Below are 26,080 nucleotides of genomic sequence, written 5' to 3' on the forward strand. Positions count from 1 at the left end.
TCCCTACAACTCAAATCCTGTCCAAATGAACCAAATTTTGAAAACAGCGGCATGCGCAGCGCTGCTTTTTGCAGCTCCATTGGGGTATGCCCAACAAGTTGATTCCATTCCAACCTCTACCTTGGACACTTCCAAGTTGAAAACGGAGGAACTCCAGAACATTTCGGTTGCGGAAAAGACACTTGATGGGAATTTGGTGGCGTTGGAAGTCGGTTCCAAGGAAAAAATCCAATTACACGATTTGGAGGCAGCTCGCAGGTACGACAGCCTATGGCTGAAAGAACTTCACGGTAGCGCTCAGTTGTTCAGCGATATGCTTTTGGAAGTTGAAAACGGACCGGGAGCGGATTCCATCGTTGTGGTGGATTTGCCCACGGACACTTTGAAGGCCCGTTTGGCATTGATGAATGAAAAAACGCCTTTCAACATTTCTTACAACCCTTCTCTGGAAAGTGTGATCAAATCCTTTTTGACACGAAGAAGGGATTTGATGCAGCGGATGATTACCGCAAGCCAATTTTATTTTCCATTGTTCGAGCAGGAGTTGGACAACCATGATATCCCCTTGGAGATCAAATATCTCGCCATTATAGAATCTGCCTTGAACCCAAGGGCACGATCTAGGGTTGGGGCCAAAGGCTTATGGCAGTTTATGTATGGTACCGGAAAAATGTATGGGTTGGATGTAAGCAGTTATGTGGATGAACGTCATGATCCCATTATGGCAACCAAGGCGGCCAGCAAGTACCTTTCCAAGCTCTATGATATTTTTGATGATTGGGATTTGGCCCTTGCCGCCTATAATTCAGGACCTGGAAATGTAAACAAGGCCATTCGCCGATCGGGAGGATATGAAAACTATTGGAACATACGTCCGTTCCTTCCACGTGAAACAGCAGGGTATCTACCTGCATTTTTGGCGACCATGTACATTTTTGAGTATGCGGAGGAGCATGGGCTGCAGTACAAAAAAGCGGACAGGCCCTATTTTGAAACGGATACCATCCACGTAAAGAACCTGATCTCCTTTGATCAAATCTCCAAGTTGGTGGACATCAGCACCGAAGAACTGGAAATGCTGAACCCAGCATATAAGCTTAACATCATACCCAAGGTTAAGGGTAAAAACTATGCCCTTCGGTTGCCTAAGTCTAAGATTGGCAAGTTTGTGGCCAATGAGGAACAGATCTATGCCTATGTGAAGAAAGAGATGGATTCCTCGGAAAAGCCTCTTCCACAAATGATCACGGCCAACGATCAAATTCGGTACAAGGTAAAGAGTGGGGATTATTTGGGTAAGATTGCCGAGCGCTATGGTGTAGGGGTAAGTCAGATCAAGTCCTGGAATGGGTTGCGAAGCAACAATCTCCGGGTAGGACAACGATTGACTATCTTCCCAAGAAAACCATATATCCCCAACAAGACAGTGGCATCCAAAACGAGCACTTCAAAGCAATCTTCTGGAAGTGTGGCCAGCAACTCAAAGGTACACACGGTACAACCAGGGGATTCCCTATGGACCATTTCCAAAAAATATCCTGGGGTTTCTGTAGAAAATTTACGAGAATGGAACGGTCTTAGCAGTAATAACCTAAAACCGGGCACAAAACTTAAATTGTGCGATTGTTCTTCGTAAATTTAACTCGAGATGAAAAAAATTGGAACACTATGTTGCGCCATATTCCTTATGGTGCTATGGTCTTGTAAAGACTCTGGATCAAAACAAAAATTTCTTCCTCCGTCAACAGGAGGTATCAATTCGTTAATGGTTGTGATGGACACTGAACTTTGGCAGAGCGGTGTCGGGGACAAGATAAGGGAACACTTTGCGGCCCAAGTATTGGGTGTGCCCCAAAGAGAGCCCATTTTCACGATCACACAATTACCTCCCAGGGTATTCAAAGGAGCTACCACCTATTCTAGGTCAGTACTGGTGGTGGAACAAGACTCTACCTCCGTGGCGCATATCAAGTCAAATGTTTATGCCACTCCTCAAAAAGTTGCTGTGGTCACGGGAAGAAACCATGACGAGTTGATACAAAATCTGGACTCATTGGCACCCAAGGCCGTTGCCGCTTTCAAGCAGTTGGAAATAGAAGAGGCCCAAAACCGGTTTAGACGCTCCCTAAGCAAGGATAGGGCGATGCAGGATGAGTTTGGCCTTAGCCTAGAAGTTCCATCGTTATATAAAGTTGGAAAGCGCGAAAAGAACTTTGTTTGGATGGATATCCAAATCCCAAAGGGAACCATGAACATTGTTGCCTATGAAATGCCGTGGAACAGTTTTTCCAACGACTCCACTTTTGTGGAGGATATTGTGAAGATGAGGGATTCCATAGGCGAAAAATATATTCCGGGGCCCTATGAAAACACTTTTATGATTACAGAAAAAGCCTTTGCGCCCTATGTTTTCCCTGCTGAAATTGGCGGAAAAAAAGGAGTTGAGGTACGAGGCATTTGGGAAATCAGCGGATATCCTATGGCGGGGCCTTTCCTGACCTATATTATCAACGATGAGGAAAACCAAAGAAAAATGGTTTTGGAAGGCTTTACATTCGCCCCATCAGCTGAAAAAAGAAATTATATGTTCGAGTTGGAAGCCATCTTAAAAACGGTCAACTTCAACCCAACACCTTAAAAGGGTTTAATCCATTAAACAGGAAGGCCCGAACCATTGGTTCGGGCCTTCCTGTTTTTTGTATGTTGTTTCTCGGGAGAATTCTTAGTCAAAAGCAAAGCCGGTGGCTATCCTATATACAAAGGCATATAGAACAATAAAGAACATCACAAAGCTGAACCAGGCAAATATTCTAAAATACTTTTCTATAAGGAAGTGTCCGAGGTTTCGAAAAGCTTCTAAATAAATTTCTTTAACGAGTAATAATCTTTTCATAAGTAAGGTTTTAAGATTTAAGACATAGCAAAGATTTGGATTTCCACACTCCATTTAAAAACTAAGGGACGAAATGCCAAAAAAGGAAGATAAAAGTGAGGTGCAGGCCTTGGGAATCCACAAAACATCTGCATTCATCGACGAATGACCCAAAGAGGCGTGTTGTTTGGCGAGGGAAATTGTCGATGTATGGTAACAACCGGAAGAAAAAGGCAAAAAAAAGCCCCGATATGGTCGGGGCGCTATGGTTTACTGACGAACTATGATGAATTCCGATCGCCGGTTTTGTTGATGTCTTTCTCGTGTACAGCGTATTCCATCGGTGCAATTATTGAGTAATCGTTCCTCGCCGTAGCCAATGGCGCTTTCAATCCTGGAAGGGTCAATGCCCTGGGATATGATATAATCCCTAGTGGATTTGGCCCGTTTGTCCGAAAGATATTTATTGTATACCCTAGGACCAATGGCATCGGTATGCGCCTCTATCTTAATGACCATATTCTTATATTCACGGAGTATAGCCACTAATTTGTCCAGCTCTTTGGCCGCTTGGGGTCGTATACTATACTGATCAAAATTAAAATGGATGGCCTCAGGCTCCAAGACTACCTGTTGTTTTTCCTCATCGATGAGTTCTTTGAGCTTTTTCAGGGATTGGGCAACCTCAATGGTCTCATTGTTCTTGGTAATGGCGTTGCGTACATCTTCAAAATATCCATCTTTGCTCGTCTTGATGGTATATTCGGATGTCGGGTCAAGATTTCTGAATTGGTAGCTGCCATCTTCATCGGTGATAACTTCGGCCATTTGGTTCTGTTCTTGATTGAACAAAACAATTCTGGCTCCAGAAATAGGCTCTTGCGTTTGATAATCTTTCACCATTCCCGCAATTACGTTTCGGTTTAGGGTATATCTAAAGGAATAAATGTCGTCATCCCCTTTACCTCCTTTTCGGTTTGAGGCAAAATATCCTTTCTCACCATTGCTGTCAATAATATAGGAAAAGTCGTCCCTGCTGCTGTTTATAGGTTGGCCAAGGTTATAGGCCGGACTGAAGTTGTCTTGGGCAACATCAGATTTATAAATGTCCAACCCTCCAAATCCCATAGCCCTATCGGATGAAAAATATAGAGAGCTCTCCGTGACATAAGGAAACATCTCTTTGCCTCCCGTGTTGATGGTTCTTCCAAGGTTTTTGGGTTCGGAAAACAAACCATTTTCCAAAATATCCGCCACATAGACGTCGGTTTGTCCGTACCCTCCCGGGCGATCAGAAACAAAATATATCTTTTTGCCATCAGGACTTACGGATGGATGTCCTGTGGAATAGTTTTCACTGTTAAAGGGCACTTCCTTGGCTTCGGTCCATTCCCCGTTTACAAATTTGGAGGTGTATATCTTTAAATGATTGATGCCGTTTTTTCCGCGCTTTAGTTTTTTACCGTAGTTGTTCCGCGTAAAGTACATAGTTTCTTGGTCAGGGGAAAAAGCTACTGAAGCTTCGTGGTATTTGGTATTGACGGTTTTTGAAAGCTTTTGGGCTCCAAATAGATCATTTCCCTTGGAATTGGTTTTGGCCACATATAGGTCCAAAAAGGGTTGATTGTTCCATTTATATCTTCTGGTGGTCAGGAAAGAGGTATCCCTAGCCGACGCGAACACTACTTCAGAATCTTTATGGAACATTGGGGAGAAATCAGAGTATCTGGAGTTTATCGCTAGGTTCTTGATTTCTACAGATGCGGTGCCCTTCCAAGTATTGGTAACGGTACTTTCCAATTCGTTAAGGGGTTCGTCCCTTTTCTGACGGAACAATTTGGTAAGTTTTGCCGCCCTACGATATTTTCCGGTGCCCTTTAGGCTATGGGCATACTTATAAAAATGGTCTTCGGTGATATCATTGGGATATAATTGGTAGAGTTCATTGTACCAGATATATGACTTTTCCAGATTTCCACTGTAGTAATGGGAGTCCCCTGCTTTTGAAAGCAGTTCCAAAGTGTGCTTTACGCCACTTTTTTCAAGAACGATGTCATATAATCGGGCCGCTTCGGCATACCACATCTTATCGAAGAACTCATCCCCTTTTTTTATGAGCTTTGCGGCCATACCTTTTTTCCGGGCATAGTTGGCCAGTTGCCTATTGTCAAGGTCATCCAAATACTTTGTGTCCGAAATGGGGTCTTCTTGGGAAAGGGTAACTCCATCCTCCTCAAATTGCACGAAGGACACTTCTTGGGATTGTACCCCAAGAGTAAGTAAAAGAAGAAAAGGTAGTATTAGTTTATTCATTCCACTCTGTCTGCGCAGTTGATTTGTTATGACCAACTGGAGGCTAAGCAAAGAGAGCCTAACGTCGTTTTCAAACGCTAAAATAGAATAAGGATTAAGCTGGGCTAACTTTTTGTTGTGAAAGAGTGAATTTATGGCGTGTAGGCGACAAAAATGTGGTTCTTTATCGAAAAGCCCTTTAAATACAAGGGTTTACACGCCCATAAAATAAGCGGGAAGAAAGGCTTATGATTTGGATTCGTTTCCTCCTTCCAACTTCTCCTCCTCTTTGGACGCATCCTTAAATTCTTTGATACCACTGCCTAGGCCTCTCATCAGTTCAGGAATCTTTTTGCCTCCAAAAAGCAAAAGAACCACGACCACGATAAGCACAATTTGCCATGGACCTAGCATACCAAGAAAAATAGTTTGAGCAATCATAATGTCAAAACCTTTAAAGTGAAACGTAAAATTACTAAAAAGAACTGTAAGAGCCATCGGATTAACGAAAATTAGCAAATGAGGATGATATTGTTAGCATTATAGCAGTTGCAGTATTTTAAAAAGCTTAACATCAAAATTAAAATGGAAGAGTATCTTTGTTGATTATGGCTAAGGACAAGAAGAAAAGAAAAGAGATCAAACGAAAGCTACTGCACAAGTATCGCTTGGTCATTCTCAATGAAAGCACCTTTGAGGAAAAAATTTCTTTCAAGCTCAGCAGGCTAAACGTATTTGTTACCGGGATGCTGTTCATCATAGTACTTATAGGCCTTACCACACTAATTATTGCTTTTACCCCCCTTCGCGAGTACATCCCGGGATATTCCTCAACCCGATTGAAGCGGCAGGCCACAGAATTGACTTATAAAACAGATTCTTTGGTGAATGTCCTAAATTATACCAATGGGTATTTAGAAAATGTCCGCAAGGTCCTGCGAGGTGACATTGAGAACAATGAAGCCAACAGGGATTCACTTTTTGAGCAATATAAATTGGACCCCTCAACAGTGGACTTGACACCCATTCGTCAGGATCTATTGCTTCGGGAAGAAGTAGAGCTGGAAGACAAGTACAATCTTTTTGAGCGAAACATGGAAAATGTGGGCACGTTACTTTTTTCCCCATTGAACGGAACGCTTTCGCAGACCTTTGACCCCAAGGCGAAACATTTTGCGGTTGATGTGTTGGGACCCAAAGACTCACCCATAAAATCCATTGCGGATGGAATTGTTCTCTTTGCGGAGTGGACTTCTGAAACCGGTTATGTGATCATAATAGAACATCAGGATGGAATCACGTCAGTCTATAAACACAACAGTTCGTTGAGTAAGTCCCAAGGCGATTTGGTCAAAGCGGGCGAAGTAATCGCAACGATTGGAAATACAGGGGAGCTGACCACGGGCCCCCACCTACATTTTGAACTTTGGAGAAAGGGCAAGCCTGTAGACCCTTTGAACTATATCGATTTTGATTAAATGTCCTTAAAAGCATTTGCCGCAAAACTCTTTGCCAAGCGCATTGTCCGTAAAACTGCAAAATGGGCAAAGCATCCCGTACAAACCCAGAACAAGGTGTTCCAAGAGCTTGTTTCCCAAGCCGCCCAGACCCAATTTGGTATGGACCACAACTTTGGGACGATTATATCTCATCAAGGTTTTGTAGATAAGGTTCCCGTTCGGGATTACGAAGAACTGAAACCATATGTCCAAAAAATACTGGATGGTCAAGATGATGTGCTCTGGCCAGGAAAACCCATCTATTTTGCCAAAACTTCGGGAACTACTTCTGGAGCAAAGTACATCCCCATTACCAAAGGTTCCATCAAGCACCAAGTAGAAGCCTCCCGTAATGCCATATTGAGCTATATCCATGAAACTGGAAAGGCTGATTTTGTGGATGGAAAAATGATATTTCTCCAAGGAAGTCCCATTTTGGAGGAAAAAAACGGGATCAAACTGGGAAGGCTTTCTGGGATTTCCGCCCATTATGTGCCCAATTATCTGCAGAAGAACCGTTTGCCCAGTTGGGAAACCAACTGTATGGAGGATTGGGAGGCGAAAGTTGACAAGATTGTTGAGGAGACCGAAAATGAGAACATGACCGTTATTGCGGGCATTCCGTCTTGGGTACAAATGTATTTTGAAAAACTGAACACCAAGACCGGGAAAAAAGTTGGGGAACTCTTCAAAGCATTTCAGTTGTTCATTTATGGCGGGGTAAACTATGAACCCTACCGGGCCAAATTTGAGAATCTAATCGGGAGAAAGGTGGACAGTATTGAGTTGTTTCCAGCCAGCGAGGGTTTTTTTGCATATCAGGATTCACAAAAAGAAAGGGGTATGCTATTGCTCCTGGATTCTGGAATTTTCTACGAATTTATAAAGGCCGATGAATTTTTCTCCGAAAGCCCCAAGCGGTTGACCATAGCCGACGTAGCGTTGGATGTTGATTATGCCATGGTCATTTCCACAAATGCAGGCTTATGGGCCTATAACCTTGGGGATACCATTCGGTTTATTTCTAAAGATCCTTACCGTATTATTGTTTCGGGCCGCATTAAGCATTTTATTTCGGCTTTTGGGGAACACGTGATTGCCAAGGAGGTGGAAGAGGCCCTTCGGGTGGCCGTTGAACAAACCGATGCCTTGGTAAATGAATTCACGGTGGCGCCCCAAACAGACCCGGAGAACGGTGAGCTGCCCTATCATGAATGGTTCATAGAGTTTGAAAGGCAACCTTCGGACACCTCAAAATTTTGTAAGGTCATTGAAGAAAGTATGAGGAAGCAGAACAGTTACTATGACGATCTTATAACGGGTAATATTCTGCAACCGTTAAAAATTGCCCCCGTACAACAGGGAGGTTTTCAGGAGTACATGAAGACCCTTGGTAAACTTGGGGGTCAGAACAAAGTACAGCGGCTTTCCAACGACAGAAAAGTGGCCAATGGACTGGAACCCTTCAAAATATAGATTCTGGGAAGCATGCAACTTTCGTAGGAATTCATGTATTTTTACCAGAATTCATTATGGCAACCGAAATAAAACAGACCACTAGGGCCCAGGAGTCCACCAATGCCATTGAGCGATTGTACATTACCATGCGACATTTGCTCAATAGGGGATTTTATAAACCTTCTGGGGTTTCGGGCAATGCACTCAGAAGCGCACTTTTACTATTAAGACCAGAAATATACGGTACCGTTGCGGAAGATAAAGCGGAGTTGAACGGCCTTATCTATGTTTTGGAACGCTTGCCCAATGGCATCGAGGAATGTAGGTTTATTAACCTTACTTCGGACGAGGGGTACTCCAAATCCCATTTAAAACCTATAGTCCCTCCCAAACGGAGAAGAAACTGCTACCGGATTGACGAGGAGCAGATGAACATTGAGATCACACGGGGCCGTAGCGACATCTATGATATTCTTACCCACCTTACCTTTTTGTTCATTGAATCCGGGAAAATCTGTAAAAGAGTCTTGGTAGATGAAGGTAACGCCACCATTCGCGATTGGGACAAGCTGAACAGTTTTGTCTTAAGCGAGGAAAAAGGGGATGATGAACGTGAAGTAGCCTTGATCCATGCTGCCAATATTTTGGGAAGGACCTTTGATGAGGTTGTGGAGATTCAGAATAAACTGGCCACTCCTGAGAGTCCAGATCAATTCCTCAATGTGATTCATTGGCTGGGGAAGTTGGCCATAGAGGAAGAAACCACGGGGAACAAGCGAACCATCACGTTTAGCCCTTTACTCAGGGAACGATTGGGACATCATATCCATGGGGAGCGATGGGCGGACATGATTAAGCAGACCCTAAAGGACAATAACCTTCTAAATAGACCCCTTCACATCATAAGTGCTAATATGCACAGTGTCATGAATTCCCTTTTTGCCAAAAAAGCATTGGCAAAGGATTTTCCAAACACCAAATCATTGGAGGTTTTTGAAGCGTTGAGCGCAGCAAAAAACAAAAGCCTTAACAAAAAAGTGAAGTCGGCCGCCGAGAAAAATGGCATGCTATTTTTGGATGATACCTCTGGAGCGAATATAGACGTACAGATTTTCGACACTGCCAAATTTGGTATGGGCACTTGTTGCTATGATTTGCCCGAAGGTATTTTGGAAGAACAAAAACCAGTTATATTTGTGATGGACTATGCCTTTGGCGAGCAGGCGTATGAGACCATTGATGAACTGTTAAAACCTTTTGAACAAGGAGATCAAAAATGGTTTTTGAACGTGGATTCGGTTTCCATTATGGGCAAGGCCGGTATTTTGGAAGGGGGCAAGGGTGATTTGATGATTCCATCGGCACATATTTTTGAAGGAACGGCAGACAACTATCCGTTTCGCAATGAGTTGTGCGCCTCGGATTTTGAAGGAAACGGCCTAAAAGTTTTGGAGGGAGCCATGGTAACGGTTTTAGGGACATCCCTGCAAAACAAGGATATTCTTCGATTCTTTCATGAATCCACATGGAACGTAATAGGATTGGAAATGGAAGGGGTGCATTATCAAAAGGCAATCCAATCGGCCTCCCAGATTCGGAAGAGCATAAAAAAGGATGTGAAAGTAAGATATGCGTATTATGCTTCGGACAATCCCTTGGAGACAGGGAGCACCTTGGCCTCTGGAGGTTTGGGGACAACAGGGGTAAAACCCACTTATTTGATAACGGACAGGATTTTAAAACAAATATTCAATTCATAACATGGCAGACCAACCAGTACATCAAAACACCTCGGATGAGATAGACTTGAGGCAATTGTTTCAACTAGTTGAAAAAGGTTTCAATAAGCTTGGGACACTCTTTTTACGTCTTTTTCTTTATCTTAAAAAAAATGCCATAGTCCTTTTTGGACTCGTTATTTTGGGGGCAGCCATAGGATATGGTCTAAAGTTTATTTCAACTGAAAAGCTCAAGGTTGATGTCATTGTTCGACCATATCTGCACAGCAAGGACTACTTATATGATGTAGTTTCGGAAATTGAGGCCAATATAAAGGTGCAAAATGAAGCTTTTTTCCAAGAATTGGGAATCTCAAGTGAAGATTTAAAAGGGTTTCAAATTTCAATAGAACCGGTTAAAAAAGATGCTGAGAAAGCTGCTGATGGAGAATTGGAATATCTGGAAGTACTACAAAAGTTTGAAAAAACGGATTTGATATCTGATATTCTGCGGGAAGAAGTCCTAAATCAGACAGAACTCAACCATAGAATAACGTTTGAGTATAAAAGTGTTGGAGGTGATAAGATTGCCAGAAAATTAATGGATTATATAAATTCCAATGAATATTTTAAGGAACTTGTGTTTATCCAAGCTACCAATTCAAAGGAGAGAATCAATAAAAATGAGGTTTTGATTTCTCAGATAGACACCATAATTAAAAATTACTCTTCAAACCTAAGTAAACAGGAAGGCTCGATTGGTTCAGGTCAGGTCTTGTTTCAGAATGAGGAAAGAGTGAATGTTGCAGCACTTCTTAATTTAAAGACAGAGTTGATAAAGGACACAGAGGACAGAAAGATTGAACTCTCAGAACTCACCAATCCCATTGGCGTAATAAATTTTGGAACCCCGCATCAGGTAAGTAAAGCGTTTTTCAGTAAAAAGATAATCCTTATTCCTCTTGTTTTGGTGGCAGGTTTCTTTTTGTTCTCCTTTCTTCTGTACCTTAACAAAAAGGCTGCCGAAATGGAAGCAGGAGATTAGAGGCCTCAAAAAAATGAAAAAAGTTGTTGTTACTGGTTCAGACGGGCAATTGGGGAGAACGCTCAGGGAATTTGCCCCAAATTCAAAAAATCTGCTTTTTGATTTTAAGACTTCAGCGGATCTGGACATAACCAATGAGCAACTGGTTTCCGACCTTTTCAAAAATCAAGAATACGGATACTGTATCAACTGTGCAGCGTATACCAATGTAGAGCAGGCCGAGAAGAACCCGGATGCCGCATATCTGGTAAATTCTGAGGGGATCAAAAATTTGGCACTGTCCTGTAAGGCCTATCAGGTGAAATTGATCCATATTTCAACAGATTATGTATTTGATGGCGAGAAGGAAACCCCCTATTCTGTTGAAGATGAACCCAACCCCATCAATGTGTATGGCAAGTCCAAATTAAAGGGGGAAGAATATATCCGAAAGACTTTACCCAATCATTTCATTGTTAGGACATCTTGGCTTTACAGCAAAAAGTATGGGCACAATTTTTATCGGACCATTCTACGGAAGGCATTGGAAGGCGATAATCTTCGTGTGACCGATAATCAAAAAGGCTGTCCTACAAACACAGAGACGTTGGCCAAATTCATCATAGATGATATTTTAAGAGGAAAGAAGCCGTATGGCACCTATCATTGCACTGATGGTGTGCCCATGACCTGGTACGATTTTGCCCAAAAGATATTGAACGAAAATGGGTTGAGTGACAAGGCCAACCTTGTATTGGATAGGAATTATCGTACTTTCGCAAGAAGACCAAAGAACAGTGTTCTGTCTTAGCCAAAGGTTGGCTCTTGGTGCACTATGGCACCAAAAAGGCTTATGTTAAATACGCTTTAATGAAAAAGTATGCCCAAAAGGACATATTGATTACGGGAGGAGCTGGCTTTATTGGGTCTCATGTGGTACGACGGTTTGTTGAAAACTATAAGGAATATCACATCCACAACCTTGATGCCCTGACCTATGCCGGCAATCTTGAAAATCTGAGAGATATTGAGGCGGCTCCCAACTACTCTTTTATCAAAGGAGATATTTCCCATACGGATTTTATTAGCCAACTGTTTTCTCAGAAGAAATTTGACGGGGTGATCCATTTGGCAGCGGAATCGCATGTGGATCGTTCCATAACCGACCCATTGTCGTTCGTAAAAACGAACGTATTGGGCACGGTAAATCTTTTGAACGCCTCATTGGATTTGGCAAGGAAGAATCCTGATTTTCGGTTTTATCACATCAGCACGGATGAGGTCTATGGCGCTTTGAGTGATACCGGGCTCTTTACGGAGACCACACCCTATAGCCCAAACTCCCCATATTCGGCATCAAAAGCAAGTTCAGACCATTTTGTGAGGGCCTATGGAGAAACCTACGGATTGCCTTACGTGATATCCAATTGTTCCAACAACTATGGGCCAAACCACTTTCCAGAGAAACTGATTCCCCTTTTCATCAACAATATCATCCATAATAAGCCACTACCCATTTATGGCGATGGTAACTATACCCGGGATTGGTTATATGTAAAAGATCATGCGCAGGCCATTGATTTGGTGTTCCATAAGGGAAAGGTAGGGGAAACGTACAATATTGGCGGGTTTAATGAATGGAAGAACATTGATTTGGCAAAATTACTTTGCCAATTGATGGATGTAAAGCTGAAACGAGCAGACGGAAGTTCAGAAAAACTCATCACTTTTGTGAAGGACCGTCCGGGCCATGACCTGCGCTATGCGATAGATGCCGCCAAGATCCATGAAGAATTGGGCTGGGAACCTTCGGTTACTTTTGAGGAAGGACTTGCATTGACCATAGATTGGTACTTGAACAACCAGGAATGGCTGGAGCATGTAACTTCGGGCGATTACACAGCATATTATGAAAAACAATATCAACAATAAGGCAGCATGAAAGGAATTGTTTTGGCTGGCGGAACAGGTACCAGATTGCACCCATTGACCCTTTCGGTGAGCAAGCAACTGATGCCTATTTATGACAAGCCCATGATTTATTACCCCTTGTCCACCTTACTGTATTCTGGGATAAGGGAGATATTGATCATATCAACCCCAAAAGACCTTCCTCTTTTTCAAGAACTGTTGGGGGATGGAAAAAGATATGGTTGTTCCTTTTCCTATGCCGTACAGGAGTCCCCTAACGGATTGGCAGAGGCATTCATCATTGGCGAGGATTTTATTGGAAAAGACAAGGTGGCCTTGATTCTTGGTGACAATATTTTCTATGGAACGGGGCTTTCAAAATTATTACAGTCCAATAACGATCCAGAAGGAGGGATCATCTATGCATACCAAGTAAATGACCCACAACGGTATGGTGTGGTAGAATTTGATGAAGAAGGGAAGGCCACAAGTATTGAGGAAAAACCTCAGACCCCTAAATCCAATTATGCGGTTCCGGGCATTTATTTTTTTGACAATGAAGTGGTTTCGATAGCCAGGAACATCAAGCCCAGTGCCCGAGGCGAACTGGAGATTACCGATGTGAACAAAGAATATCTTAAGCGAGGTAAGCTCCGCGTAAGTATTTTGGACAGGGGTACCGCTTGGCTGGACACAGGAACCTTTCAGGCCTTGATGCAAGCTTCACAGTTTGTAGAGGTGATTGAGGAGCGTCAAGGCTCTATAATAGGGTCCATTGAAGTTGCGGCTTATGAAATGGGGTTCATCAACAGAAAACAGTTTGAGGGATTGGCCCAACCCCTGATGAAAAGTGGGTATGGAAAAAGATTGTTGGGCATACTGAACAAAGAAGGAAGATGAAGGTAACTGAGACCGAACTTAAGGGATGTTTTATCCTGGAACCCAAAATTTTTAAGGATGAAAGAGGATACTTTTTTGAAAGCTTTAACCAAAAGGAGTTTTGTAAGGCCATAGGTCAAGAAGTAAACTTTGTACAGGATAACCAATCATTTTCAAAAAAAGGGGTGTTAAGGGGATTGCATTTTCAAAAAGGGGAGCATGCGCAGGCCAAATTGGTCTCCGTGTGGGAAGGCAAGGTGCAGGATGTGGTGGTAGATATTCGCAAAGGCTCCCCAACTTATGGCCAGCACATATCCATGGAGTTGAGCAGTGAAAATAAAAGACAACTGTTTGTTCCCAGAGGTTTTGCCCATGGGTTTTTGGTGCTCAGCGAAACCGCCCGTTTTTTTTATAAATGCGATAATTATTATAACAAAGAGGCAGAGGGAGGCATTAGGTATAATGATGAGGTTTTGGGAATTAATTGGCAATACCCACCTAACCAGGTTTTCCCCTCGAGCAAGGACTTAGCGCAGCCTTTCTTAAGCTCCTTATTTTTATGAACAGTTTTGAGGTCAAACAAGAGATTTTGGGAGGAACCTGAGAGCTACTTGCGAGCCTAAATCATAATTTTAGGGAAATTAAATTCATTAAGAGCAATAAAAGCTAAGAAGTTGGTGGATAATAGAAAATGGAAATTCAGTTTTACTACAGGGGCAAAAAAGCACTCAAAGCACACCCTGTGGATGGCTTCTGAAAAAGTTATCAGTCTTTCAATTAATTTACTGGTAGGTGTTTGGCTCGCAAGGTATTTGGGCCCTAATGGCTTTGGAGCTTTGAATTTTGCAATAGCAATCACCGCAATTTTTCTCCCAATAGTCAACTTTGGGTTGCAAGGTATCCTGGTTAAAGAATTGTTCAATAATCCAGACGACAAAAATGGTATTCTAGGCACGTCGTTCTTATTAAAATTGATAATAGCTTTTATTGTATTATTATTGATTTTCTTTTCAAGGTATATAGGTATATATACGAGTGAAATTGAGATGAACATGATTCTTTTGGTCGCTATTTCACTTTTGTCCCAACCTTTTTTGGTGATTAACAGCTGGTATGAATCTCAAATTGACATAAAACTTGCCTCTATTTTAAAAACTCTATTCTTCGTTTTGGGATCTGTTATAAAAATAGTTTTGATTCTAAAAGAAGCGCCATTGATCAGTTTTGCAATTTTATACAGTATTGAGGCTTTTTTCGTGGCCGTTGCATTGGTGATAAGTTATTCTATAAAAGATGGTTCTATTTTAAATTGGTTTTTTGACCTATCAATCCTTAAGGAGTTGGCCAATAAATCCTGGCTTCTAGTCTTTTCTGGGCTATCGGCGGTAATCTATCTAAAGATAGATCAGGTTATGATAGGATCCATGGTGTCCGAAAGTGAACTTGGTCTTTATTCTGCAGCGGTAAAACTTTCGGAAGCATGGTACTTTATTCCACTTATAATCACAAATGCATTGTTTCCAGCAATCCTGAACGCTAAAAACAAAGGATTAAAGGAATATACGTTCAGACTGCAGCAATTATGCGATACATTTTTTGGGATGGCTTTTCTGTTGGCAATTGCAGTAACGTTAATATCTAATGTTGTAATTGTTTTCTTATATGGAGTCGAATATAGTGCTTCGTCAATTATTTTGAAGATACATATTTGGTCCTCTGTTTTCATTTTCCTGAGGGCAGTGCTCAGTAAATGGCTGATTGCAGAGGACCAATACAGGTTTTCACTTGTTTCACAACTCTCAGGGGCACTTATAAATGTTATTTTGAATTTTTTGTTAATACCTTTGTATGGAGGAATTGGAGCTGCAATAGCAACTGTTATCTCTTATTCGGTAACCTCATTTTTTGTTCTTGGTTTATTTAAACAGACCAGGCCTATTTTTATAATATTTTGTAACTCTCTTATTTTGCCCGGTCGATTAATATTCAAGCATGAAAATTTTTTTGAGAAGAATTAGAGCATTTCTACAGATATCCATTCTGCGAATAGTATCAATTAGTGCTTTTACAAGTAGCCTTTATTATTTTATTTTGTCAAGTGCGTTCAGGAGAGAGCATTTGGCAGTTGTAAAGGGAAGGTTAAAGTACTATCACCAGAATGAAGTCGAGAAAGAGGCGTTTTATTTATTAAGACGAAATATACACCGAATAGAAAAAGGATTAATTATGAAGCCAAGAAGGCCTGTTTTCGCTTTGGAGTATATTGAAGAAACAGTTGGTTCCTATGTAAAGATAATGACGGGTCCCAAGAAGGAGATAAGTGAAAAGAACTTAAAATGGTATTCAGATGTTTTAAACCACTATTTTGAGGTGGTAGATATAAAAAACCCAAAGATAAATAGTTCAAAATTGATTTTTGAAAAATATAAATATGACTTGGATGTTGAGAAAGCTTCAATACCTTATAAGAGAAATTTTGAAACATTGAAAGTTAGTTATGAAGATTTTTTGGGTCTTGCTAAACTTAGGAGAGCAGTACGGTGGTATGAAGACAAACCTGTTTCCAGGGAGCTTATAGACAAGGCGATAAAAGCCGCCTCCCTGTCCCCGTCAGCATGTAATAGGCAACCATTTGAATTTAGGGTGTTTGACGACAAGGAACTTGTTCAAAAGGTGGCAAACATTAGTTGGGGTACTTTGGGGTTTAGTCATAATTTCCCTGTAATAGTTGTAGTGGTTGGTTCACTGGAAGCTTACTTTGATGAAAGAGATAGACATGTAATCTATATAGACGGTGCTCTGGCTTCAATGTCATTCATGTATGCGTTGGAGACCTTGGGACTAAGTTCCTGCCCAATAAATTGGCCAGATGTTAAAAAGTTTGAAAACCAAATGGGAAGTTTACTCGGATTGGAAAAAAATGAAAGACCCATAATGCTTATTTCACTTGGTCACCCCGACAAAGACGCGTTGGTTCCATTTTCGGAAAAAAAGGATTTATTTGAATTAAGAAGTTATAATAAAACAAAGAATTGAAAACATGAACATATTGGTCATCGGAGGACATTTTTTTAATAAGGGTGCACATCTAATGTTAAAATCAGTAATTGATGAATTAGGGAAACACCCTCAATATAAGCTGTATTTAAGCCCATGTGCTGGCACAAAGGAGCAAATAAGGGAATTGGGCTATAATACTATTGATTATCCATTGAAACATGTTTCAGATTTTAGGGGGTTTAATCTGTTTTTTAGATTTGGTTCAGTATTGAAATATCTCAGAAAACAATACAGGGGAGAACTGAAAATGAATAATATTCATGCCGTTTTGGATATCTCTGGGTTTGCCTATAGCGACCAATGGGGAGTAAAAACAATAAAAAATGCCAATGTCCTTATTCAATATTTCAAGAAGAATAAGGCAAAGTTTATTTTTTTGCCGCAGGCGTTCGGTCCATTTTCGGGGAAAGTAATTCAAGAGAATATGGTTAAGGCCATAGAAAGCTCTGATTTAGTAGTTGCAAGGGATAAGAATTCCTTAGACATGCTTTTGTCCTTAACTAATAATGAAAAGATAAAACTGTTCCCAGACATAACTATTAATATATCAAGTAGTAATAAGGAAAAATTCCTTTATTCAAATTACACTTGTATTGTGCCAAACGAAAGAATGTTGGATCAAGGAAGGGAGTATTGGCCGGAAGGAATGTACTTAAACTATGTCTATAAATCTATTGATTTATTGCTTGCTGAAACCGACCATAAAATTATTTTATTGATTCATGACAAAGGTAAAGGAGACACAGATTTAGCTAATAGTATTAAGCAGAAATATGAAGACATTGAAAGGGTTGTTGTTTACTATGAAGAAGATACGTTGTTGCTAAAATCCATCATAGGGGGGGCAAATATGATAATCGGTTCAAGATACCATGCTTTGGTTTCTGCTTTGTCACAGAATGTTCCAAGTTTGGGGCTGGGCTGGTCCCATAAATATAATATGCTTTTTGATGAATATTCAATCAGTGATTTTTCATTTGAAAAGCCGAACAATGAACTGTATGAGATAAAAATGAAAAATCTTTTAAACAAAGAGTTTAAAAATAATCTTGTTGAAAGAATTTCAAAATCCAATAAGATTTTAAAGGAAAAGAATAAGCAAATGTGGACTGAAGTAAAAGGAATCTTGGATTCATGAGAATAGCATATTTACTTGAAGTAAATCCTTTTGTAAACTCTGGCATTGTAAAAAAAATCAATGCACAAATATCGTATTGGTCCTCGGAAGGACATGACGTTTTACCTCTTATAATCTGGCCTTTTCCCAAGGAGAAGACCAAGAACAAATTTTTAAACGGACAAATTTTAAATAATTCTTTATTAAACAAATTACCAGACCATTTTCTAAAAACGTATCTTACCAAGATAAGTACAAGTAGGACGGTTGGAAAAAAGTTAAAGGATTTCAATCCAGATATTCTTTATATAAGACAAAATATTTGGTATCCCGGGATAACACCAATCTTAAAAAGACATAAAAGTATTCTGGAATTAAACTCTGTTGATTTTATGGAAATGGAGTTTTATTCTAGCATAAAAAAGAGGATTTATCTGTTTGGGAAAGACAGAATAATGAAATCAGTATCTGGTCTTGTGGCTGTTTCCCCAGATATATTAAAATATTATGACCGTTATAAGATTAGTAGTACGGTTGTTTCCAATGGCATCCCTCTTCAGGATTTCCGTGGAAAAAAGAAGCAAACATTTTCAAACCATTGCCCTAGTTTTGTTTTTGTTGGTAGCAACAACATGAAATGGCATGGCCTTGACAAGATTTTTGAATTGGCCAATAGAAAACCAGATTGGAATTTTAATATCGTGGGATACTATCAAAAGGATTTTGACCAAATAAGATTGCCTAATCTGAACTTTTTGGGTTGGTTGGATAAAGCCAAGCTCGAAGAAGTTTATCTTAAAAGTAACTTTGGGATTGGTTCTTTTAGTAATCACTTGGTTGGAAAAGAAATAGATAGCACCCTTAAAGTAAGGGAATATTTGGCATATGGACTACCTGTAATCTTAGGGCATCATGATGTGGATTTTATGGAAAGCAAAGATGTTGCGTTTAAAATAACGGACAACAAGAATCAATTGATTCAATTTCCTATAATTGAGGCGTATGTAGATAAATATAAGGATTATGTCGTGGATGAAAGAGAGATAATGGTTATTGATTCAAGCTCAAAAGAGAAGGAAAGACTAAGGTTCTTCAACCAGATAAAAGAACAGTAAAATTGATTTCGACGCGGAAAATTTTCCTTGGCCTTTTTTTCCTTGGCCTTTTTTTCCTTCCATTCAACTCTTATGAAGGCATTCCTCAATTAGGTGAGTTTTCTCGAGAATCGAGTTTTTTATTTTTTTCCTTGGGCATTCTGGTATACTTTATAACCGGACTTATAAATAATAGGATTTATTTACCGTACAGGAGCAAGATCAATGTCCTTCTTTTGGTTTTTATTGGCTATTGCTTATTTGTGTCAATTCTAAACGTAAGCTCTATTTCAGGTAATTATTTTAAGTATACGCCAGGCATTATCCGCTTTATAAAGCAATATATGGTACTGGTCGTTATGGGCGTATTGTTACTTTCATACTTTTATCAAGTAGCGCTTTTGTATACCGTAAGGGAAATATTTTTTAAAATCAGAAAAGTATTTAAATGGACATTTATAGTAATGTGGGTATATTCTGCTTTGGAAATATTGATTTTAGTTTTCAAACAGGAACAGTTTAATTCTATTCTTGATCTTTTTAATTATTTCCCTTTCACAGAAGTACGCCTTGATCGTGATTTCAATAGAATTTCTTCAGTTAGTTTTGAACCTCCTTTTTTAGCGATCTATCTGCTTACAATTTCAGGTTGGATGTTCAGCTATATTTTGACAGGAAAAGGCATTAAAAAATATTTACCCACATTGGGGGTTATGGCCATGGCATTTTTTTCGGGGTCTAGAACAATATTGGTGGTTTTGGCATTACAACTAGTGGTATTCCTTCTCTTGGTTTTCAATATCAAAAAATATAGACGGTACTTTGTTTATTTTTTGGGACTGTTTTTTATTGGCTTTTTATCACTAACGATAGTTACCAAAGGAAAAATAGTTGTTTCAATGAAAGAAAAGATTGAAACATTGAATTTCAAAAAGAACCTTACTACAAGTATATCCAACAAAACCCGTTTTGGAATGCAATATGCCAATCTTAAAGTATTTAAGGAACATCCTTTGTTTGGTGTTGGTTTTGGACAACAAGGATACCATAACAAGGAATTTTACCCCAAATGGGCCACCAAGGACAATTATGAATTTGATTTATGGTATTTAAATGAAGAAGTAAGCTCTTTTCCTCCTGGATTTAATCTGTATATTAGAATTCTGGCTGAAACAGGGATATTTGGACTTCTGCTGTTTGTTACAATGCAGGTTTTAGTTTGTATTAAATTATATAACTTTTTTAGAAAGAGTAACAGCCAAGAACGGGTTTTCGTATTGATTTTGATTGTATCCTTTATAGGTTATTTTATTAATTGGTTTCAAGTGGACTCTTTTAGGGTCTTTGGTTTTTGGCTCTGTTTGTCTTTATTGTTCCGCATGCAAAAGGAAACGCAACTCAAGAATTTTATTAAAAATGGGTAGAACATCAGACATTGTGGTGCTTATACCACATTACAACAACTTTCAGGGGCTTTTGAACTCCATAAAGTCGATTCAGGAGAATATTCTCATAGATGTTCTAATTGTGGATGACGGTAGCACAACAAATCACATAGACGAAAATCTTTTGGTTTTGTCAAAGCCTGACTTTGTTGAGTTGGATTTTATTTATTTGGAACAAAACAAGGGTATAGAGCATGTATTGAATTTGGGGTTGGATAAGATTAAGGCCAACACAAAATATAACTATGTTGCTCGATTGGATTGTGGTGATTTATCACAACCTAATAGACTTCAAATCCAAAAGGATTATCTTGATTCGAATGAAGAAGTGGGTATTGTTGGCAGTTTTGTTAAATTTTTTGATACTGACGGAAACTATGTCTATAATCTGGAAATGCCAATAGATCATGGTAAAATAATGCGTCTCATGTATGTAAACGCAATGTTTATTCACCCTACGATAATGTTCAAGAGCAAGGTGCTGACAAAAGTTGGGCATTATCCCACAAATTACCCGGCAGCTGAAGATTATGCTTTCTTTTTTGAGATACTTCAACACTTTAAAGGAGGGAATATAGACGAATATCTGGTTCATTGTGAACTCAATCCATTTGGAATATCAATGAGTAGGCGGAAAACCCAGGTTAGAAGTCGCCTCCGTTTGATATTGAGATATTTTAAGTTGGGGATATATCCTATATACGGCTTGATAAGAAATAGTATAATTTATATTCTTCCAAACAGTTTCATTTTGTTTCTGAAGAAAATATGATGCTTATGATGAAGTTGGAGAAAACCCTGAAAATTAAGATTTATGATGTAGTTTTTTCTTTATTGGTTTTTGCCTTACCACTATCTGTTGCAGTTCCCAACATTCTATTGGGGGCCTTGGCCTTTATTTTTTTTTTAAGGATTAAGGAAGTCAGCTGGAATAGCTACTTAAAGGGTGAAAACGGCATCTTATTGGCATTATATTTATTTGTTGCTTTGATGATAGGGTTCAATGGAGAACTAAACTCTGACATTCCCCTGTTGATGAGGTTTTCCATTTTTTTGTTTTTACCCCTTTTTGGGTTGCTTGTCTCAAACCTAAATTATTTAAAGATTGCGTTTGTTTTAGGCATTAACTGCAGTTTGGTATTATCATTCTATTCTATTTTCCACTTTTATTTTAATGAGGGAACGTTTCCTTTTGGGAATACAAGATATGTAAATCAAATCTTAACATTGGAAAGACCTTATTTGGGTTTTTTTTGTGCTTTGAACATAATTTTGTCCTTAGAGCTTAGAAAGATTTTTAAATCTTTTAACTTTTGTTCCAATCTTCTGTTGTTCAGCGCATTTCTTTCATTCGTTTTCATCTTTCTCATTTCGGCTAAAATGTCCATTATATCTATTTTGGTTGTTTTGCTCGTAGGCCTTTACAGATTGGACTTAAATAAAAAAAGGAGAAAATTATTTTTATTGGGCACACTATTGTTCGTAGGTGCAATAATCACTTTTAATGGAAACATTAAAAAGCGTTTTTATATTGAAAAAAATTTTCAAAAAACATTGGAGAAAGCCAAGGTATATGAACCTCGTTTTACAATTTGGGATTGTTCATTGTCCATTCTAAATTCTTCTGCGGATATTACTCTTCTTGGTGTTGGGGGGTTTAATAAATCAGAGGAAAAGCTATCTGATTGTTATATCTACACCATTCCAAATCCATCAAAAAGAGAATATTATTTGAATGAAGGTTTTAATAGTCACAATCAATTTCTTGATTTATGGTTATCTGTAGGAATAGGACCTCTTTTTCTGCTTTCCGCTTATTTTATTTTTTTATTTAAAAAAAGGTTCAACAATTATCACAGCATTTCCATTATAATATTATTTGTTTCATTTTTTATGGTAGAAAATGTTCTTCATAGACAACTTGGGTGTTATCTGTTTGGAATATTGGGGTTACTTACATCAAGCAGGAAAACATAGACCTGCATTTTTTGTATAAAATGGCCGTATGTTATCCTTTTGTATAGGCTGAACTATAAATACCTATCAGTTTTCTAAAATTTGTATCGCGATCAAAAAGCTCCTTTGCCATTATATGGGAGTTTTTACCGAAAGATTCCTCCAATGTTGTATCATTTTTTATGGAATGAATTGCATTTTCGAATTCGATCACGTTGTTACACAAATAGCCATTATAACTATTTTTAACCGTATCCTTGTTGCCTATTACATTAGTGGCAACAATAGGCTTGCTTAGAATCATGGCTTCAATAATTGTAAATGGCAGTCCTTCCCACAAAGAAGTTTGGACATAGATGTTAAATTTCTGGACAAATTCCAAAACTTTTTCCCTATTTACCCAACCAGTCACAATAATATTTTTGGCGTAAAGTAGATTTCTTAAATCTCCTTCACCTACCCAAATAAACTGTATTTCAGGAAACCTCAAGGCAATATCATTAAATAGGGAGGGATTTTTTTGTTCACTTATCCTGCCAACGGTACCAATTGTAAAAGAAAAGGGACCTCTTGCCTCAATTTTCTTAAAAAACTCGCCAGTATTTATACCGTTTCTGACCAAAAGGGATGTGCCTATCTTTCTTGCCTCTAGATATTCGGTGTCGCCACAGGCAATTGTAACACCACCAAAAAGTGCTTGTGTTCCTTTTTCAATTACCCAATATATTTTTGTTTGATAGACCGGTATGTCCTTTCTTAGAAACGAATAACCATGTGGAGTATAGAAAACAGTATTTTTTCTAAAAAGAAATGCATTTGCAACTCTTCCAATTACACTAGCTTTTGAAGAATGTAAGTGGACTACATCCGGGCTTATTGATTTTAAAGCCTTGTATACTTTATGGGTTGATCTGAAATCTTTTGAAAGAGATAGTTCGCGGACCATGGAAATCTCTATCATCTTAAAACTTTTTGATAAATCTTCTTCTATTCTGGATTTATCAATTTCCTTTCTATTAGGGCTGTATATCAGATAAAACTCTATATCTGATTCATTTTCAGAAATAAATGCGGATAAATCTTTGAAGTATGTATAAACACCTCCTCCTAATGCTTCAACAATATGTACTACCCTCAAGGCTTTTTTTGCTAAAATATGAAAGTACAACTAATTAAAATGTTCGTTGAGTGATATAGTTGAACAAAAAGCCAGGGCCTATATCTGATATATACTTTTCAGGCTACTATATCTTATAGTGGTATATCGTTCAAAGACGTATCTTTACTTCTACAAAATAAGGTTGTCCATCTAATTTATATTGTGCGATTGTTAAATCTAGACAGGGGATTTGATTTTAATATATGCTTTTTAAACAACATAGATTCTCTAACATAATTACACCAGTCTCTTATTTCATAGACTTGATTGTGGTGAATGTACTCCTAAACATTTTACCCATAAACTTTCAGACACCCGTATTAATTCACGTTTACATCTCACTTGCCTGGATTGTGATTGCCATCAAGAATGAATTTTATACTGTTTACAGGTTTGCCAAGGTAGCGTACATTTTTAGGTTGATTTTTGTTCAGTTTATATTTTTTTTCTTGACACTCTATGCTTTTATTGGTTTTTTCAAGCAGCCAGTAATAAGTAGACTTGCACTTGGCGAATATTTTATAATTGTCCTTTTTATCGTTTCGGTAATAAAACTTTTGGGTTATGTTTTGCTAATGGAGTATCGGGATCGGGTGAAAGGAAACCTGAGAAATGTTGTAATTGTGGGCAAGAACAAAAAAACCGACCAACTCCGAAAGGTATTCAACGAAAGGACTGAGTTTGGGTATAATTTTCTTAAACAGTTTTCGCCCAAAAGCGAAAACTTTAACATTGAGAGTTGTTTTGATTATGTTATAGATCAAAATGTTGATGAAATCTATTGTTCTGTTTCCGAGTTGAAGAACGAAGAATTGACCAAGTTCATCAACTTTGCGGATAATAACCTAAAAACCCTCAAGTTTATCCCGGACAATAAAAACATCTTCGCCAAAAAACTCAAATTTGAATATTACGATTATATCCCGGTGTTGTCCCTTCGGGATATCCCTCTTGAACATCCGATCAATGCGTTCCTAAAAAGAAGTTTTGATATTGTGTTTTCGCTCATGATCATACTTGGACTTCTTTCTTGGTTGACCCCTATTTTGGCCATTTTGATAACCTTGGAATCCAAGGGTCCTGTTTTTTTCAGACAAACAAGAAATGGGATAGACAACCGGGAGTTTTATTGTTATAAATTTAGGTCCATGGCCCCCAATCATAATGCGGACAACATCCAGGCGACCAAAAATGATATGAGAATCACCAAAATTGGAAAGTTCATCAGAAAAACAAGTATTGATGAACTCCCTCAATTTTATAATGTCTTGTTTGGAACAATGTCGGTGGTTGGTCCAAGGCCCCACATGGTCAAACATACCAATGAATATGCCACAAGTGTGGACAAGTATATGGTTAGGCATTTTGTTAAACCGGGCATAACCGGATTGGCACAGATCAGGGGATACCGCGGAGAAATCGAAACCGAGGCCGATATTCTTAACCGGATTAAATTCGACATTTTTTATATTGAGAACTGGTCCATGTTCTTGGATATTAAGATCATTGTTCAAACTATTATCAATGCCTTCAAAGGAGAGGCCAAGGCATATTAAGCATACATGAAAAAAACCCTTATCACCGGAGCAGCCGGATTTCTTGGTTCACACCTTTGCGATAGATTTATTGCCGAGGGCCATCATGTCATTGGAATGGACAACCTTATCACAGGTGACTTGAAGAATATTGAACACCTCTTCCATCTGAAGCGTTTTGAGTTTTTTCACCATGACGTGTCCAAATTTGTCCATGTCCCGGGAACAATGGACTATATCCTCCATTTTGCTTCGCCTGCAAGCCCCATTGACTATTTAAAGATTCCTATTGAGACCTTGAAAGTGGGTTCCTTGGGCACGTTGAACCTTTTGGGTTTGGCAAGGGATCATAAGGCAAGGGTCTTGGTGGCTTCCACTTCGGAAGTGTACGGAGATCCTTTGGTACACCCCCAGAACGAAGACTATTATGGTAATGTTAGCCCTATTGGTCCAAGAGGAGTGTATGATGAAGCCAAGCGCTTTATGGAGTCCATTACCATGGCCTATCACAGACACCATGGACTGGACACCCGTATTGTGCGGATTTTTAATACCTATGGCTCCCGTATGCGGTTGAACGATGGCCGTGTAGTGCCTGCCTTCATGGGTCAGGCTTTACGAGGTGAAGATCTTACCGTTTTTGGTGATGGCTCGCAAACTCGCTCGTTCACCTATATTGACGACCAGATAGAAGGGATTTATCGCTTGCTGATGAGTGATTATGTAGAACCCATCAACATAGGAAACCCAGATGAGACCACCATTCTGGAATTCGCAGAGGAAATCATCAAACTTACCGGAACCGATCAGAAAATCGTATTCAAACCCTTGCCACAAGACGACCCCTTGCAAAGACAGCCCGATATATCCCGGGCCAAGGAAATTCTAAATTGGGAGCCCAAAGTACATCGCTCGGAGGGACTTAAAAAGGTGTTTGATTATTTTAAATCACTTCCACACGATCAACTGTGGGAATCTCACAGGGAATTTTTGCCGTAATATCATTGGCTTATTGTCATTTCAATGAAGAGGAGCGACTGAGAAATCTATTGGGGTTATCT

At 39.2% G+C, this 26,080-nt stretch carries 23 protein-coding genes; 19 read left to right on the top strand and 4 right to left on the bottom strand.

What is annotated here, in order from left to right; translation table 11 throughout:
• Positions 1-25: 25 nt before the first annotated feature.
• Both F8C76_RS12390 and F8C76_RS12395 read left to right on the top strand, forming a co-directional pair.
• Positions 26-1,636 carry a lytic transglycosylase domain-containing protein gene (locus F8C76_RS12390; protein ID WP_152131987.1) on the top strand — a complete coding sequence of 537 codons (1,611 nt, stop codon included), beginning with the start codon at positions 26-28 and terminating at the stop codon, positions 1,634-1,636.
• Between the two features lie 51 nt (positions 1,637-1,687).
• Positions 1,688-2,638, top strand: coding sequence for a DUF4837 family protein (locus F8C76_RS12395; protein WP_313790134.1), 951 nt, complete (start codon positions 1,688-1,690; stop codon positions 2,636-2,638).
• Positions 2,639-2,722: 84 nt separating this feature from the next.
• Here F8C76_RS12395 and F8C76_RS19040 read toward each other — a convergent pair whose 3' ends face one another.
• The 3 genes from F8C76_RS19040 to tatA all read right to left on the bottom strand — a co-directional run bounded on the left by F8C76_RS19040 (position 2,723) and on the right by tatA (position 5,605).
• Positions 2,723-2,893, bottom strand: coding sequence for a DUF6747 family protein (locus F8C76_RS19040; protein WP_313790130.1), 171 nt, complete (start codon positions 2,891-2,893; stop codon positions 2,723-2,725).
• Positions 2,894-3,142: 249 nt separating this feature from the next.
• Positions 3,143-5,185, bottom strand: coding sequence for an OmpA family protein (locus tag F8C76_RS12400; RefSeq protein WP_152131988.1), 2,043 nt, complete (start codon positions 5,183-5,185; stop codon positions 3,143-3,145).
• A gap of 225 nt (positions 5,186-5,410) precedes the next feature.
• A complete protein-coding gene (gene tatA, locus F8C76_RS12405; RefSeq protein WP_116217611.1) occupies positions 5,411-5,605 on the bottom strand; it encodes a twin-arginine translocase TatA/TatE family subunit in 195 nt (64 codons plus the stop codon).
• A 167-nt stretch (positions 5,606-5,772) separates the two neighbouring features.
• Here tatA and F8C76_RS12410 point away from each other — a divergent pair, with 167 nt between their 5' ends.
• The 15 genes from F8C76_RS12410 (at position 5,773) to F8C76_RS12480 (ending at position 22,346) form a co-directional block, all read left to right on the top strand.
• On the top strand, positions 5,773-6,642 hold the full coding sequence (locus F8C76_RS12410) for a M23 family metallopeptidase (protein ID WP_116216671.1): 870 nt from the start codon (positions 5,773-5,775) through the stop codon (positions 6,640-6,642).
• Complete coding sequence (locus tag F8C76_RS12415; protein WP_152131989.1) at positions 6,643-8,139, top strand: GH3 auxin-responsive promoter family protein; 1,497 nt, start codon at positions 6,643-6,645, stop codon at positions 8,137-8,139. It begins immediately after the preceding gene.
• 56 nt (positions 8,140-8,195) lie between these two features.
• Positions 8,196-9,881: a DUF6909 family protein gene (locus F8C76_RS12420; RefSeq protein WP_152131990.1), complete on the top strand. Its 1,686-nt coding sequence runs from the start codon at positions 8,196-8,198 to the stop codon at positions 9,879-9,881.
• A gap of 1 nt (position 9,882) precedes the next feature.
• Positions 9,883-10,884, top strand: coding sequence for a hypothetical protein (locus F8C76_RS12425; protein ID WP_152131991.1), 1,002 nt, complete (start codon positions 9,883-9,885; stop codon positions 10,882-10,884).
• Between the two features lie 13 nt (positions 10,885-10,897).
• Positions 10,898-11,674, top strand: coding sequence for a dTDP-4-dehydrorhamnose reductase (rfbD, locus tag F8C76_RS12430; protein ID WP_152131992.1), 777 nt, complete (start codon positions 10,898-10,900; stop codon positions 11,672-11,674).
• A 59-nt stretch (positions 11,675-11,733) separates the two neighbouring features.
• On the top strand, positions 11,734-12,795 hold the full coding sequence (gene rfbB / locus F8C76_RS12435) for a dTDP-glucose 4,6-dehydratase (RefSeq protein WP_152131993.1): 1,062 nt from the start codon (positions 11,734-11,736) through the stop codon (positions 12,793-12,795).
• Positions 12,796-12,801: 6 nt separating this feature from the next.
• A complete protein-coding gene (rfbA, locus tag F8C76_RS12440) occupies positions 12,802-13,674 on the top strand; it encodes a glucose-1-phosphate thymidylyltransferase RfbA (protein ID WP_152131994.1) in 873 nt (290 codons plus the stop codon).
• Positions 13,671-14,216 carry a dTDP-4-dehydrorhamnose 3,5-epimerase gene (rfbC, locus tag F8C76_RS12445; RefSeq protein WP_152131995.1) on the top strand — a complete coding sequence of 182 codons (546 nt, stop codon included), beginning with the start codon at positions 13,671-13,673 and terminating at the stop codon, positions 14,214-14,216. Before rfbA ends, rfbC begins: the two co-directional genes overlap by 4 nt.
• A 114-nt stretch (positions 14,217-14,330) precedes the next feature.
• A complete protein-coding gene (locus tag F8C76_RS12450) occupies positions 14,331-15,671 on the top strand; it encodes a flippase (RefSeq protein ID WP_152131996.1) in 1,341 nt (446 codons plus the stop codon).
• Positions 15,646-16,689 carry a nitroreductase family protein gene (locus tag F8C76_RS12455; RefSeq protein ID WP_152131997.1) on the top strand — a complete coding sequence of 348 codons (1,044 nt, stop codon included), beginning with the start codon at positions 15,646-15,648 and terminating at the stop codon, positions 16,687-16,689. The genes F8C76_RS12450 and F8C76_RS12455 overlap by 26 nt, the downstream gene beginning before the upstream one ends.
• Before the next feature lie 4 nt (positions 16,690-16,693).
• Positions 16,694-17,851, top strand: coding sequence for a polysaccharide pyruvyl transferase family protein (locus tag F8C76_RS12460; RefSeq protein WP_152132000.1), 1,158 nt, complete (start codon positions 16,694-16,696; stop codon positions 17,849-17,851).
• A complete protein-coding gene (locus F8C76_RS12465) occupies positions 17,848-18,945 on the top strand; it encodes a glycosyltransferase family protein (protein ID WP_152132002.1) in 1,098 nt (365 codons plus the stop codon). The genes F8C76_RS12460 and F8C76_RS12465 overlap by 4 nt, the downstream gene beginning before the upstream one ends.
• Positions 18,946-19,187: 242 nt before the next feature.
• Positions 19,188-20,348, top strand: coding sequence for an O-antigen ligase family protein (locus tag F8C76_RS12470; protein ID WP_152132004.1), 1,161 nt, complete (start codon positions 19,188-19,190; stop codon positions 20,346-20,348).
• Positions 20,341-21,141: a glycosyltransferase gene (locus F8C76_RS12475; RefSeq protein ID WP_152132006.1), complete on the top strand. Its 801-nt coding sequence runs from the start codon at positions 20,341-20,343 to the stop codon at positions 21,139-21,141. The genes F8C76_RS12470 and F8C76_RS12475 overlap by 8 nt, the downstream gene beginning before the upstream one ends.
• 5 nt (positions 21,142-21,146) lie before the next feature.
• Entirely contained in the window at positions 21,147-22,346 is a 1,200-nt protein-coding gene (locus tag F8C76_RS12480; RefSeq protein ID WP_170284023.1) for an O-antigen ligase family protein, read from the top strand.
• A gap of 31 nt (positions 22,347-22,377) precedes the next feature.
• On the opposite strand, the gene F8C76_RS12485 is transcribed toward F8C76_RS12480, so the two are convergent.
• Complete coding sequence (locus F8C76_RS12485) at positions 22,378-23,463, bottom strand: glycosyltransferase (RefSeq protein ID WP_152132010.1); 1,086 nt, start codon at positions 23,461-23,463, stop codon at positions 22,378-22,380.
• 224 nt (positions 23,464-23,687) lie between these two features.
• On the opposite strand from F8C76_RS12485, the gene F8C76_RS12490 reads away from it, so the two are divergent.
• Together F8C76_RS12490 and F8C76_RS12495 are read left to right on the top strand one after the other, a co-directional pair.
• A complete protein-coding gene (locus F8C76_RS12490; protein WP_152132012.1) occupies positions 23,688-25,040 on the top strand; it encodes an undecaprenyl-phosphate glucose phosphotransferase in 1,353 nt (450 codons plus the stop codon).
• A gap of 6 nt (positions 25,041-25,046) precedes the next feature.
• Positions 25,047-26,018, top strand: a complete 972-nt coding sequence (locus tag F8C76_RS12495) for a UDP-glucuronic acid decarboxylase family protein (protein ID WP_152132014.1) — start codon at positions 25,047-25,049, stop codon at positions 26,016-26,018.
• Positions 26,019-26,080 lie beyond the last annotated feature (62 nt).

Origin of the sequence: Flagellimonas olearia, from assembly GCF_009184425.1 — a bacterium.
GTDB lineage: Bacteria > Bacteroidota > Bacteroidia > Flavobacteriales > Flavobacteriaceae > Flagellimonas > Flagellimonas olearia.